At 44.0% G+C, this 12,991-nt stretch carries 11 protein-coding genes; 6 read left to right on the forward strand and 5 right to left on the reverse strand.

Annotation, left to right across the window (positions count from 1 at the left end):
- Nucleotides 1–40: 40 nt before the first annotated feature.
- Nucleotides 41–967 carry a type II secretion system protein GspC gene (gene gspC / locus VTAP4600_RS14640; RefSeq protein WP_102523470.1) on the reverse strand — a complete coding sequence of 309 codons (927 nt, stop codon included), beginning with the start codon at nucleotides 965–967 and terminating at the stop codon, nucleotides 41–43.
- Nucleotides 968–1,190: 223 nt separating this feature from the next.
- On the opposite strand from gspC, the gene hslR reads away from it, so the two are divergent.
- From hslR to VTAP4600_RS14660, 4 genes are all read left to right on the forward strand, one after another.
- The gene (gene hslR, locus VTAP4600_RS14645; RefSeq protein WP_102523471.1) at nucleotides 1,191–1,580 is read left to right on the forward strand and encodes a ribosome-associated heat shock protein Hsp15; all 390 of its coding nucleotides are present in this window, start codon (nucleotides 1,191–1,193) and stop codon (nucleotides 1,578–1,580) included.
- A gap of 15 nt (nucleotides 1,581–1,595) precedes the next feature.
- A complete protein-coding gene (gene hslO / locus VTAP4600_RS14650) occupies nucleotides 1,596–2,471 on the forward strand; it encodes an Hsp33 family molecular chaperone HslO (RefSeq protein ID WP_102523472.1) in 876 nt (291 codons plus the stop codon).
- A gap of 334 nt (nucleotides 2,472–2,805) precedes the next feature.
- Nucleotides 2,806–4,431, forward strand: coding sequence for a phosphoenolpyruvate carboxykinase (ATP) (pckA, locus tag VTAP4600_RS14655; RefSeq protein WP_102523473.1), 1,626 nt, complete (start codon nucleotides 2,806–2,808; stop codon nucleotides 4,429–4,431).
- A gap of 136 nt (nucleotides 4,432–4,567) precedes the next feature.
- The gene (locus VTAP4600_RS14660; RefSeq protein ID WP_102523474.1) at nucleotides 4,568–6,562 is read left to right on the forward strand and encodes an AsmA family protein; all 1,995 of its coding nucleotides are present in this window, start codon (nucleotides 4,568–4,570) and stop codon (nucleotides 6,560–6,562) included.
- 173 nt (nucleotides 6,563–6,735) lie between these two features.
- Here VTAP4600_RS14660 and VTAP4600_RS14665 read toward each other — a convergent pair whose 3' ends face one another.
- The 3 genes from VTAP4600_RS14665 to VTAP4600_RS14675 all read right to left on the reverse strand — a co-directional run bounded on the left by VTAP4600_RS14665 (nucleotide 6,736) and on the right by VTAP4600_RS14675 (nucleotide 9,086).
- Entirely contained in the window at nucleotides 6,736–7,641 is a 906-nt protein-coding gene (locus VTAP4600_RS14665) for a bifunctional GNAT family N-acetyltransferase/hotdog fold thioesterase (protein WP_102523475.1), read from the reverse strand.
- Nucleotides 7,642–7,750: 109 nt separating this feature from the next.
- Nucleotides 7,751–8,185 carry a D-aminoacyl-tRNA deacylase gene (dtd, locus tag VTAP4600_RS14670; protein ID WP_102523476.1) on the reverse strand — a complete coding sequence of 145 codons (435 nt, stop codon included), beginning with the start codon at nucleotides 8,183–8,185 and terminating at the stop codon, nucleotides 7,751–7,753.
- Complete coding sequence (locus VTAP4600_RS14675; protein WP_231897919.1) at nucleotides 8,157–9,086, reverse strand: virulence factor BrkB family protein; 930 nt, start codon at nucleotides 9,084–9,086, stop codon at nucleotides 8,157–8,159. The genes dtd and VTAP4600_RS14675 overlap by 29 nt, the downstream gene beginning before the upstream one ends.
- Nucleotides 9,087–9,191: 105 nt before the next feature.
- Between VTAP4600_RS14675 and VTAP4600_RS14680 the strand changes: the two genes are divergently transcribed.
- Together VTAP4600_RS14680 and VTAP4600_RS14685 are read left to right on the forward strand one after the other, a co-directional pair.
- Entirely contained in the window at nucleotides 9,192–9,827 is a 636-nt protein-coding gene (locus tag VTAP4600_RS14680; RefSeq protein WP_102523478.1) for a DUF2959 domain-containing protein, read from the forward strand.
- A gap of 128 nt (nucleotides 9,828–9,955) precedes the next feature.
- Nucleotides 9,956–10,477: an AAA family ATPase gene (locus tag VTAP4600_RS14685; RefSeq protein ID WP_102523479.1), complete on the forward strand. Its 522-nt coding sequence runs from the start codon at nucleotides 9,956–9,958 to the stop codon at nucleotides 10,475–10,477.
- 283 nt (nucleotides 10,478–10,760) lie between these two features.
- Here VTAP4600_RS14685 and typA read toward each other — a convergent pair whose 3' ends face one another.
- Complete coding sequence (typA, locus tag VTAP4600_RS14690) at nucleotides 10,761–12,593, reverse strand: translational GTPase TypA (RefSeq protein WP_102523480.1); 1,833 nt, start codon at nucleotides 12,591–12,593, stop codon at nucleotides 10,761–10,763.
- Nucleotides 12,594–12,991: the final 398 nt, after the last annotated feature.

The following is a 12,991-nucleotide window of genomic DNA, read 5'->3' on the forward strand; positions in this document are numbered from 1 at the left end:
TTTGCTCCTGATACATCACCTTGAGTGTTAACCACTCAAGTTAAAATTCAATAAATATGTCGTGCTGCTGACCATTTCGTTCTACAGTTAAATTTAACTCGGTAAGCTCTGAAATGGATTGCCATATTTTGCCCATGGCAGCAGGATCACTTAAATCAGCGCCATTTATTCGGGTGGCGATGTCCCCTTGTTTAAGCCCTACAGAATCAAACAGTTCTCTGTTTTTTCCTGGCCCCACACGGTACCCCATCACTCGCCCATCTTTTTTCACTTGGGACAAACGAATATATTGCATGATTTGCTGAGGGTTTTGTGTGATTTCACGACGAATTTGTTCGAGCTGCTCTGCAGGGAGGCCTTTTGTTCCTGAGGCTTGAGTATTTTGTTGCTGCTGAGATTCCGAAAGCTTGCTGTATTTCACCCCTTCAAGCATCAGAGTTTCATCTTGGCCTTGGTTTTCAATGATCACTCGGTCGATCATCACCACTTTAAGCACTGCTCTTGTGCCATCAATGGTTTCACCAATGCCATAAGTATTTTGTTTGCCGCGATTAGCCACAACAGCTAAGCTTTTATCGCCAGAACGGCTAGCGACGGCACCGACCAAAACTAGATTTAAACGTGTTTTCGGCGCATCAACCACTTTCGCAGCCACTGGCTTAGGTGCCGTCTGTTGAGAGTACCGACCAAAGAGATGTGCATCCAACAAACGAGTAACCGCTTGTTGTTGTCCTTGGCTGTTAGCACCAGATGATGACGTGCTACTGACTGGAATCGGTGTCCAACGAGTGACTTTCTGGTCTTGATAAGCCAAGCCCCACGCTAATTGCCCCACTATCCATGCTGACAAAGCAATAAATAATAGAGTGAGAAATAAGCTAATTTTTCCTTGCGCTTGAGCGACGAATTCGATGGCTTTGTTCGCGGTGCGATTAAGTTGAAACCTTTGCACCAATTGAGAAGGCATTAGCGGCGCTCCCTGTCCCCAGATAAAACTTATAAAAATTTAGCTAGCCAGCGTACACAAAGGCTTTAGCTATGTCATATGAATTTACAATTTGGAAGCAATAAGCGAGCTATATGCCTCATTCCGTTCAATTCTCTACATTAATGAAAGGTTGAATTTCGCATTATTCGCCACCATTATTTATTTCAGTAATGAAGTCAATCGTTAGAGGCCTGATTTAACTATGAGTTCAAATAGTATTGCCGTAAGGCTAGATAAATGGCTGTGGGCTGCCCGTTTTTATAAAACACGCTCAATCGCACGAAATATGGTTGATGGCGGTAAAGTCCATTATAATAAGCAGAGATCAAAACCAAGCAAGATTGTAGAGCTTGGTGCCATTGTGCAACTTAGACAAGGCAACGAAGAAAAGACCGTCGTTATTGAGAAGATTTCCGATCAACGACGTGGGGCACCTGAAGCGCAAACTCTTTATAAAGAAACTGATGAGAGTATCGCCAAACGCGAAGAAGACGCTCAGAAGCATCGCCTTAATGCGTTGCATAGTCCAAGCCCAGATCGACGTCCTGATAAAAAGCAGCGTCGAAATATTATTAAATTTAAACAGCAGTAAGCCGGAGCCCATCGCATGGCCAACAACCTTTTGCATCGCTACCTATTTGAGAACCTATCAGTCCGTGGCGAATTGGTACAATTGGACGACACATACCAACAAATTATTTCAAGCAAAGAATACCCAGCGCCAGTCCAACGAATTCTGGGTGAATTGCTTGTCGCAACCACACTATTAACGGCTACGTTAAAGTTCGAAGGCTCTATTACGTTGCAATTGCAAGGTGACGGCCCGGTTTCTATTGCTGTGATTAACGGTGATGACGATCAAAAAGTGCGTGGTGTTGCGCGTTGGGAAGGCGATATCGCAGAAGATGCGACTTTGCACCAGCTCATGGGTAAAGGTCACCTCGTGATCACAATTTCACCAAAAAAAGGTGAACGCTACCAAGGAGTGGTCGGTTTAGAAGGCGATACACTTTCTGAAGTGCTTGAAGGCTACTTTGAACGCTCTGAACAGTTAAAAACTCGTCTATGGTTCCGTTTAGGTGAGTTTGATGGCAAACCACATGCTGCTGGTATGCTGCTTCAAGTGATGCCTGATGGCACCGGCTCACCTGATGATTTTGAGCACCTAGAGCAACTGACTGACACGGTTAAAGATGAAGAATTATTCGGCCTACCTGGTAACGAAATTCTGTACCGTTTATATAATCAAGAAACCGTTCAACTGTTTGATCCACAAGAGGTTGAGTTCTTTTGTGGCTGTTCAAGGGAGCGCAGTTCCGCTGCAATACTGACGGTAGCACGTGAAGAGATTAACGACATTTTGGCTACCGAAGGATCCGTTTCTTTACATTGTGATTACTGCGGCACGAATTACACGTTCGACGAAAAAGATGTCTCGGCTTTGTTTGCGGGTGCAGACAACAACACTGGCACCGTGCATTAATTAAACATTTTTAATAAGCCAGTCAAAAAATCATTAAAGCCAGCATAACGCTGGCTTTTTTTGTTATTTACCTCACAAAATCACAGACTTACAGTCACCATTTGTGCACTTATTTTTTTTAAAGTATTAATTGTTTTGATCTAGCGCAAAGGTTTGCTTTGGCTATAAAATGGGCTAGCTAAAACTGTGAACAGGGTTAGGATTCCCCAAAAAATTCAGGGTTATTCTTTGATGCATATCCCTGTTTTATCTTAGTCCTGTTGTTAGCATGGTGAGCAGATAAAAATAATTTATTACAAAATCCCTACAAAAAAATATCCTACAAGGAGCACCTATGACTGTTATGGAACATACTAAGGCTGCACAACTAGATCTAACTAAATACGGTATTAATGGCGTAACTGAAGTTCTACGGAATCCAAGTTTTGACCAATTATTCGAAGAAGAGACACGACCAGAGCTCGAAGGCTACGAAAAAGGCGTAGTCACTGAGCTTGGTGCTGTTGCTGTTGATACCGGTATTTTTACAGGTCGCTCACCAAAAGATAAGTACATCGTTAAAGATGAAACCACTCGCGATACCATGTGGTGGTCTGATCAAGGTAAAAACGATAATAAACCTATCGACCTAAAAGTATGGAATGAGTTAAAACAACTCGTAACTACCCAGCTTTCAGGTAAACGTCTTTTTGTTATTGATGGCTATTGTGGCACCAATGACGACACACGACTTAGAATTCGTGTCATAACAGAAGTAGCGTGGCAAGCGCACTTCGTGAAAAACATGTTCATTCGTCCAAGCGACGAAGAACTTGCTACTTTCGAGCCTGATTTCGTTGTCATGAATGGTGCAAAAACCACGAATGAAAAATGGCAAGAACACGGCCTGCATTCTGAAAACTTCACTGTGTTTAACTTAACTGAAAAAATGCAGTTAATCGGCGGTACTTGGTACGGCGGTGAAATGAAGAAAGGCATGTTCGCAATGATGAACTACTTCCTGCCTCTTCGTGATATCGCGTCTATGCACTGTAGCGCTAACGTAGGTGAAGAAGGCGATGTTGCGGTATTCTTTGGCCTGTCTGGCACAGGTAAAACAACGCTGTCTACCGATCCTAAACGCCAACTGATCGGCGACGATGAGCACGGTTGGGATGACGAAGGTATCTTCAACTTCGAAGGCGGCTGTTACGCGAAAACAATTCGCCTTTCTAAAGAAGCTGAACCAGACATCTACAATGCCATTCGTCGTGATGCACTGTTAGAAAACGTTACGGTTCGCAACGATGGCTCTATCGACTTTGATGATGGTTCTAAGACTGAAAACACGCGTGTTTCTTACCCAATTCATCACATTGATAACATCGTGAAGCCAGTTTCTAAAGCAGGCCATGCTGAAAAAGTGATTTTCCTTACTGCGGATGCATTTGGTGTGCTTCCTCCAGTAGCGAAACTCACCCCAGAACAAACGAAGTACCATTTCCTTTCTGGTTTTACCGCTAAGTTAGCAGGTACTGAACGTGGCATCACAGAACCTACGCCAACCTTCTCTGCTGCATTTGGTGCTGCATTCCTTACTTTGCATCCAACCAAATACGCTGAAGTTTTAGTGAAACGCATGGAAGCTGCGGGCGCTCAAGCTTACTTGGTGAATACCGGCTGGAACGGCACAGGCAAACGTATCTCGATTCAAGATACTCGCGGCATCATTGACGCCATTTTGGATGGCTCAATTGACAACGCAGACACCACTCAAATCCCTGTGTTTAATCTAGAAGTTCCAACGGATCTTCCTGGTGTAGATAAAGGCATTCTTGACCCACGTGATACCTATGTTGACCCACTACAATGGGACAGCAAAGCAGAAGACTTGGCTCAACGCTTTATCAAAAACTTCGCTCAATACACTGATAATGACGAAGGTAAATCACTTGTTGCCGCAGGGCCTCAATTAGATTAATTAGGTAAATAAAATACCAAGCCCCTCATTTGAGGGGCTTTTTTGTTGAATCTATTCGTTATTTGAGCCAGTCTGGATATTATCAGCAACAAAAATCGACCAGTACTCACCTCAATTGCGTTAAGGGAATCAACGAATGAGAAAAGCTCTTGCACTTATCATCCTGATGTTCAGCTTAATGCTTATCTCTATACTGATTTTATTTGCGAGTCTGCATACTCGGTACGCTACGCCCGTTGTTAACTTCATTTTTAAATACGCGTCATCACAAACCATTCGTGCAGACCTGATCGAGTATCAGTCTCCTTATCACTTCACTTTTCATGGTCTAGAGCTTTCAACCTCCCCAGAACCCCTTTATATAGAAACCGCACAACTTTGGTTGAATCAAGGTCTAGTCTCACAAGGTAAACTGGCAATAGACAGCCTGCTTTTAAGTGGTTTTCAATTACAACAAGGCATGCCTGAAATCACGCCATCACCTTACGTTTCTATTGCGCAAGTAGCCGTGGATCATTTGGATTATTCAGACGACGCCTTGATCATCCGCGATCTGAGCTTTCAAATAAAGCAGCCAGAATATCAACCCTCCTCATCCTGGCCGGTGCGTGGCGAAATTCAACTTTCAGCCGAACAGTTGTATTGGAACAACGAAGCGTTTGATAACGTGTTAGTTGATGCGGATGTGCTGGAAGACGGTGCGAAAATTTATGGTTTGTCTTTTAAATGGCGCCAAGCCGACATTAAGACTCAGGCGGAATGGCTAAACAACCAATGGCATCTCATTAATGCTTCGATTAAGGGCTTACAGCTAAGCCACTCTCAATGGATGGAAGTAAATTCAAATCAAATATTTGAACAGCTCAGCACACCCGTTTTCATTGAAAGGCTAGACGTGCTTTCAACAACGATTACCAGCGACGTGTTTTCATTGACCGCCGCAGATATCACATTAGACAACATTCAATACCCAGTTAAGGTTTGGCAACAAGATGGCCGTGTGTCTCTCAATGCTGAAAACATCACTCTAGGAAATCAAACGCTACTCGAACCGACATTAAGCCTGCAGTTAACCGAGAATAAAATTGCAATCGATGATCTTAATGTTGGCTTCAAACGAGGTTATATACAGCTTCAGGGTTCCCTAGATCCAAATGCTATTTCGCTCAATAATTTAACCGTTTCTGGTGTGGAATGGTTAATAGAAAATGAGGCAGATCAGCGTAATTCGTTTGAGTCTGACCTCACCGGATTGAACTTAAAATCGCTTATCCCAGAGCTCAACAATTACCACCATCCAGAATTTGTTGCTATAAAGCGATTACGCATTAAACGCAGCCAATTCATTAATTTAGCCAGCGAGCCTAAACGTCAAGTCTCAGGATTAAACATCTCTGGTGATGATTTACTCTTGGTCAAGGACAGTCAGCTAGGTTTATGGAGCGGTAACCTAACCTTATCAGCTAATAGCGCGAGCATTGGAGAGTTAATCGCTTCCCAATCGCTCATTGAAGCACACGCCGAAGATGGCATTAGTTATCTAGACAAGCTCGTTGTGCCACTGCAGCACGGACTAATGCGCGCACAAGGTAAAATGGATTTCACACAACTCAGCCAGCCATGGCAGCTTAAATTTCAAAGTGACGGTTTTCCACTGCAAACTTTGGGCTACTGGCGAACTATCCCCTTGGGTATGAAAGGTCTGGCGGAAGTGGAATTCGATTTAAACGGATTAGCTGGCGACGAAGCTATGTTGAATTATTCTCTAAGCGGGTTTGCCAATGTCAGTTTACGTGATGCCAGTATTGAGCCTGCATTCGAGCAAATAATGAACCCTAAGCCTGATCAGCCCGTCCTTACCTCTCCTATTACGGTCGGTGACTTTAGCTTGAAAATGAAACGAGGTGACATCGAATTAACCAGTACCAAAATACAGGGCAAAGATTTCACTGGCCAATTAAAAGGCAGTCTCGACTTAGTCGCTAACGACATCGGGAAGCTGACCTTATCGCTAGCTAGTCGTTGTGGACAACTGCGTGTTGATTTACTCACTAAGCAGCAAGAAATCAACAACGCAGAATGTAAAACCGGCGCGGTTCAAACAGAGAAAGTCATTATTCCGTTTGAGTGAAAAGAGAAGTTCTAAAAGCTAAGTTCTAAAAGCTAAGTTCTAAAAGCTAAGTTCTAAAAGCTAAGTTCTAAAAGCTAAGTTCTAAAAGCTAAATTACTGAAATAACTACCTAAGTTCAACGGTTACTTCGCGTTTCTCACTTCGATTTTAGTACTTAGTACGTCGCACTTCACCTACCCCCTATAATTCGGCAACAACATGTAGGTGCCGACAAATTCAACGGCGGCTTGATCTCCGCTGAAAATAGTCACGCTAATGATCACACGGGCTTTACGTCCTGATGCCAATCTATCTAAGTCACCACTGATCCCATCTAATGAGGTTGCGGCTATGGGCGCGTGCTCCACTGGATGGCGATAGCGTATTTGGCTGTCAGCTAAGACGATATCCGCTTCAAGTCCACGTTCTTTCATCAGAAGCCAGGTCATACCCCAGCCGGTTAACGTTGCCAGAGTAAATGCCGAGCCCGCAAACATGGTGTTATGTGGGTTTAAATTCGGATTTAACTGCGCTGCACACTCAAACCGATACCCCGTGTACTGGTTTATTTTAATGCCCATCTTGTCACTGATTGGAATTTGTTGCTCCCAACGTTGCTGAAGATCGGCGCACCATTCAGGTCGTCGTAATACATTAGCGAGTGGATCTAACGATTTGATCATTTGCTGATGGCGAAGTGGACCTCTTTCATCATTGAGTTCGCCCTGGCTCTCAAAACCATTTTTCTCATAAAATTTGATCGCATCTTCACGCGCGTTAATCACTAATCGCTTCACGCCTTCTTGTCGCGCAAACGACTCCAACGCCACCAGCACTAAAGAACCTACACCTTTATTTCTTCGGTTGGGTTTTACTGCCATATAACGAATTTGCCCTTCGTTATCCGGCGTAATATACAAGCGCCCCACCGCCATTGGACGACCCTTGCCATCAACAATCATACGGTGATGACTCATTTCGTCATATTCGTCACGTTCAGAACCAATTGGCATACGCCAAGGCTCCCTTAGCATCTGCCAACGAAAGTGGTAGTACTTATTCTGTTGATTCACCGTTTTTGGCGTGATCAGTTTAAACATGGAAATCCTTTTCGTAAGAACTAGATGAACGGGGTACAGGTCGCTTCGCTACAGGTAATAGGAACAGCTCTAACCTGTAACCTGTAACCTGTAACCCACCTTATCTCTTCTACACCTGCAACCAAAACGTTACTGGGCCATCGTTCACTAGCGATACTTTCATATCTGCGCCAAAGCGGCCTCGTTGTGTGTTGAGCGTTTCAGCACATTTATCAGCAAAAAAATCGTACCAATGCTCAGCATCGGTTGGGTTTGCGCCTTTAGAAAATCCTGGGCGCGTGCCTTTTTTTGTGTCTGCGGGTAATGTAAATTGAGACACCACCAAAACACTGCCGTTCACTTGTTGAACATTTAAGTTCATTTTACCGGCTTCATCTTCAAATATTCGATAAGTCAGAACTCGCTCTAATAAGCGTTTTGCTTTCGCTTCATCGTCTTCTTTTTCTACGCCAAGCAACACCAGTAAGCCGTGGTCTATTTCACCGGTAATTTCACCGTCTACCTTGACCGATGCTTCACTTACTCGCTGTATCAGTGCTATCACTTTTTGTTCCTTGCTGTTCAATTATAGATGCAGATTCCAACTCTAGCGGTGAGCTAGGTACATCCATTTCTTTATTTTGATGACCTTCAGAATACCACAGCTTCTGTTCTCCAAGGCTAGCCGTAACCTCTGCGCCTAATAAGACAATCAGCCAGCACATATATACCCAAACAAACAAAATGGGAATGGCGGCGAGTGCACCGTAGATAAGCTGATATGAAGGAAAGTGAGTAATGTAAAGCGCGAAGCCTTTCTTACTCAATTCAAATAATATCGCCGCAACCAAAGCCCCAATAGCCGCGTCGCGCAACGAAACCTTGGTATTTGGCACCAGCAGATAGAGACCAACAAAAGCAAAGAAAGAAAGAATAAACGGCAGCCAACGTAGAAAGTAGGTATAAACGGTCGAAATGGCTTCGCTATCTAAAAAATTGAGTGACGTAATGTAAGAGGTTGCAGCAATACTTGCTCCGACCATGCTCGGCCCTAAAGTGAGCACCATCCAGTACATTGAAAATGAATACACACTGCGGCGCTTGTCTTTCACTCGCCAAATAAAATTGAGGCTTTTGTCGATATTTGAAATGAGCATGAGCGCGGCAACAAACAAGAAAGCACCACCTACTGCGGTCATTTTCCCGGTATTCGCAACAAAGTCGGTTAATGCTGATTTAACGGCAATGCCAGCTGCAGGAACAAAATGTGTGATAACAAAATCTTGTAAAACGTCGCCAACGTCGGCAAAAAGCGGAAATGATGACAACACCGACAACAACACGGTTAATAGTGGAACAAGCGACAACAACGTAATGTACGCCATATAACCAGCACTCACGGTTAAGCGATCGTGCGACACTCGGTTCACCAGGTATTTGGTAAAGTTTTGAGACTGAATAACCATCTTGTTTAGCGTCAACTTGTATCTCCCTGCCAAGTCGTTCATAGTTTTGAATATTATCGAGCCCAATGGGTCGCGACTTACATTCTATACGAAAAGGAAATTCGAATGCGTTATTTGTTGCCATTTTGCATTGCACTCTTTGGCCTAACGGGCTGTCAATCCACCTACTATTCTGCAATGGAGACCGTCGGTGTACACAAGCGAGACATCATGGTTGACCGAGTCGAAGACGCAAAAAAATCCCAACAAGAAGCGCAAGAGGAGTTTTCCAGTGCGCTTGAAGCCTTATCCAGCCTAACCCATTTTGACGGGGGCGATTTAGAAGGGATGTACAACAAAATCGATGATAAATACCAAGACAGTGAAAAAGCCGCTGAAGAAGTCGCTAGCCGCATCAGTGCGATTGAAGATGTGTCTGAAGCACTGTTTGATGAATGGCAAGAAGAGCTAGAACTGTACACCAGCAGCAAACTTCGTCGCGATAGCGAAAGTAAGTTGAAACAAACTAAAGCGTCTTACAGCGACATGCTACGAGCCATGAAACGCGCCGAGAAAAAAATGACTCCCGTCTTAAATACGCTACGAGATAATACTTTGTATTTAAAACATAACTTGAACGCCAATGCGATTGGTTCACTGCAAGGTGAGTTCATGAGCTTAGAAAAAGACATCGGCGTCGCCATTAAAGAAATGAAAGCGGCGATTGCAGAATCCGATAAGTTTTTGGCTAAGTTGAAGTAAGGGAAGGCAGGACGCTTCGCTTGAGGCGGAAGGCGGAAGGCGGAAGGCGGAAACGTTAATGCTTTAAGTTCAGTAAGTAGTATGAATTCTGTATTCTAATAAGCAGTGTTTAATATGGATTTATACAAATGCAACCAATCATCATCACCGGCGGGCCAGGGGCGGGTAAAACCACTCTGGTTAACGCGCTGGGCAATCTTAACTATATAACCTATGCAGAAGGGTCTCGTGCTCTTATTGAACAGCAGAGCACGATAGAGGGCGGTATACTGCCATGGCATGATCTCGCTGGTTTTGCCGAATTATGCCTCGATTTAATGTCCCGCCAAAAGTCAGACGCGCTCAGTAGCAATCATTTCGCTTTCATGGACCGAGCCATTCCGGATATTTGCGGTTACCTAACCAAAGGCGGTCTAGCCGTTCCAGAATCATACCGCCAAGCAAGCCTTGGCTATAACCCTCAGGTGTTCTTCTGCAGACCACACGCCGATATTTACGTTCAAGACGATGTAAGACCCTACCCGTTTGAAGAAGCGTTAGAGATCCACGCAGAACTCGTTACGAGTTATCAAGATCTAGGTTATGACGTGGTTGAAGTGCCTTGGGGGACGGTGGAGCAGCGGGTTGAGTTTTTGGTGAAAAAGCTTTAAGAGCAGAGTACAGACGGACTACGTCCTGAGACTACAGAATTCGCGGCGCTCACAAAGAGAAGAAACGAGAGACTAGAAGCTAGACCGCTTCGCTACTAGCTACTATAAGAGCAAAAGCCCCCCGCTCTCGCTCTTCTAGTTTCTAGTTTCTAGTTTCTAAAGCGAGCCTACGAGCGCTCTGTATTCTCATAAGCGAAGCGAATTCTGTATTCTTCTCTTCAAAAAAGCCCCGCTATCACTAGCGGGGCTTTCTAATTTCTACATGGTCTTGCTAACTAAAAAATTAGTCTTTAGCCGGACGTGCTGCGCGCTTACGCTCGTTTTCAGTAAGAAGTTTCTTACGAATACGGATGCTTTCAGGCGTTACTTCTACTAGCTCATCTTCGTCGATAAACTCAAGAGCTTGCTCTAGAGTATGACGGATTGGCGGAGAAAGAACCTGTGCTTCATCAGTACCAGATGCACGAACGTTCGTTAGCTGCTTACCTTTCAAACAGTTTACAGTAAGGTCGTTTGAACGGTTATGAATACCGATTACTTGGCCTTCGTAAACTTCATCAGCGTGCTCAGCAAATAGACGACCACGAGCTTGAAGGAAGAACAATGCGTAAGTCAAAGCTTTACCAGTAGCGTTCGAAACAAGAACACCATTGTTACGTTGACCAATTACGCCGCCTTTGTGAGGACCGTAGTGATCGTACGAGTGGTAAATAAGACCAGAACCAGACGTCATTGTTAGGAATTCAGTTTGGAAACCGATAAGACCACGAGAAGGCATCATGAAGTCCATGCGAACACGGCCTTTACCATCTGGTGCCATGTCAGTTAGCTCGCCTTTACGTAGGCCGATGCTTTCCATGATTGCACCTTGGTGCTCTTCAAGAACATCGATAGTTACCGTTTCAAACGGTTCCATTTTCTGACCATTTTCTTCACGAATGATTACTTCTGGACGAGATACTGCTAGCTCGAAACCTTCACGACGCATGTTTTCAATCAGGATAGATAGGTGAAGTTCACCACGGCCTGATACACGGAAACGATCTGGGCTTTCAGTTTCTTCAACGCGCAATGCAACGTTGTGAACCAATTCTTTTTCAAGACGCTCAAGAATGTTACGTGAAGTAACGAACTTACCTTCTTTACCAGCAAACGGAGAAGTGTTTACTTGGAAAGTCATGGTTACTGTTGGTTCATCAACAGACAGTGCTTCCATTGCTTCAACATTGTTTTGGTCACAGATAGTGTCTGAAATTTTCAGCTCACCAAGACCTGTGATTGCAATGATGTCACCAGCGTTAGCTTGTTCAACTTCATGACGGTCAAGACCAAGGTAACCAAGAACCGTACCGACTTTACCGTTACGTTTTTTGCCTTCAGCATTGACGATAGTTACTTGTTGGTTTGGTTTAACAGAACCACGAGTAACACGACAAACACCGATAACACCTACGTAAGAGCTGTAATCTAGTTGAGAAACTTGCATTTGAAGTGGGCCATCAAGGTCAACTTGAGGCGCTTCTACTGTATCAACAACCGCTTGGAACAATGGTTCCATGTCTTCGCCAACAACGCCTTCTTCCATTGTTGCCCAGCCGTTAAGAGCTGAAGCGTAAACAGTGGTGAAGTCTAGTTGCTCATCAGTAGCACCTAGGTTGTCGAAAAGGTCAAAGATTTGATCCATAACCCAATCAGGACGAGCGCCTGGGCGGTCAATCTTGTTGATTACAACGATTGGCTTAAGACCGTGTGCGAACGCTTTTTGCGTTACGAAACGCGTTTGTGGCATTGGGCCATCTACTGCGTCAACGATCAAAAGAACAGAATCAACCATCGACATGATACGCTCAACTTCACCACCGAAATCGGCGTGTCCTGGGGTATCTACGATGTTGATGCGGTAGTCATTCCAGTTAATTGCGGTGTTTTTCGCAAGAATGGTAATGCCACGCTCTTTTTCGATATCGTTCGAGTCCATGACGCGCTCTTCAGCTTCACCACGAGACTCAAGCGTACCTGATTGCTGTAGCAATTTGTCAACCAACGTTGTTTTACCGTGGTCAACGTGCGCGATAATCGCGATATTTCTTAACTTATCAATCTGTGGAGTAGCCATGGATTTCGATTCACTCATAAAAGTAGCCGCGTCTTATTAACAATTAATAAGTGCCGCTCACTTGATTTTAAAAACGGCCAATAATGTATCAGATTTTGGCGAAAAACCTAGAAATATGTGATCTATTTCCGCTTATTTCTTATTTATAGCTTATAAATCACATAATACCCTGCCCTGTAGACCAGCAAATTTAAGCGCGTGAACATTTTATGAAATCGGAGAGTGAATCCAGAGACAAAAATGAGATTGACAAAATACGAAATTGATTGCTGAATAACCTTGGTTTGGTTAGGTTTAATACTTGCCCTTAAATTGCACCACATTGGTGCTACCAGGGATCATTTTGGTGCAATCAAACGCACCAAAATAAACGTTAATTACATAACAAGCTGAATATA

The organism is Vibrio tapetis subsp. tapetis (assembly GCF_900233005.1).
GTDB classification, from domain to species: Bacteria; Pseudomonadota; Gammaproteobacteria; order Enterobacterales; family Vibrionaceae; genus Vibrio; species Vibrio tapetis.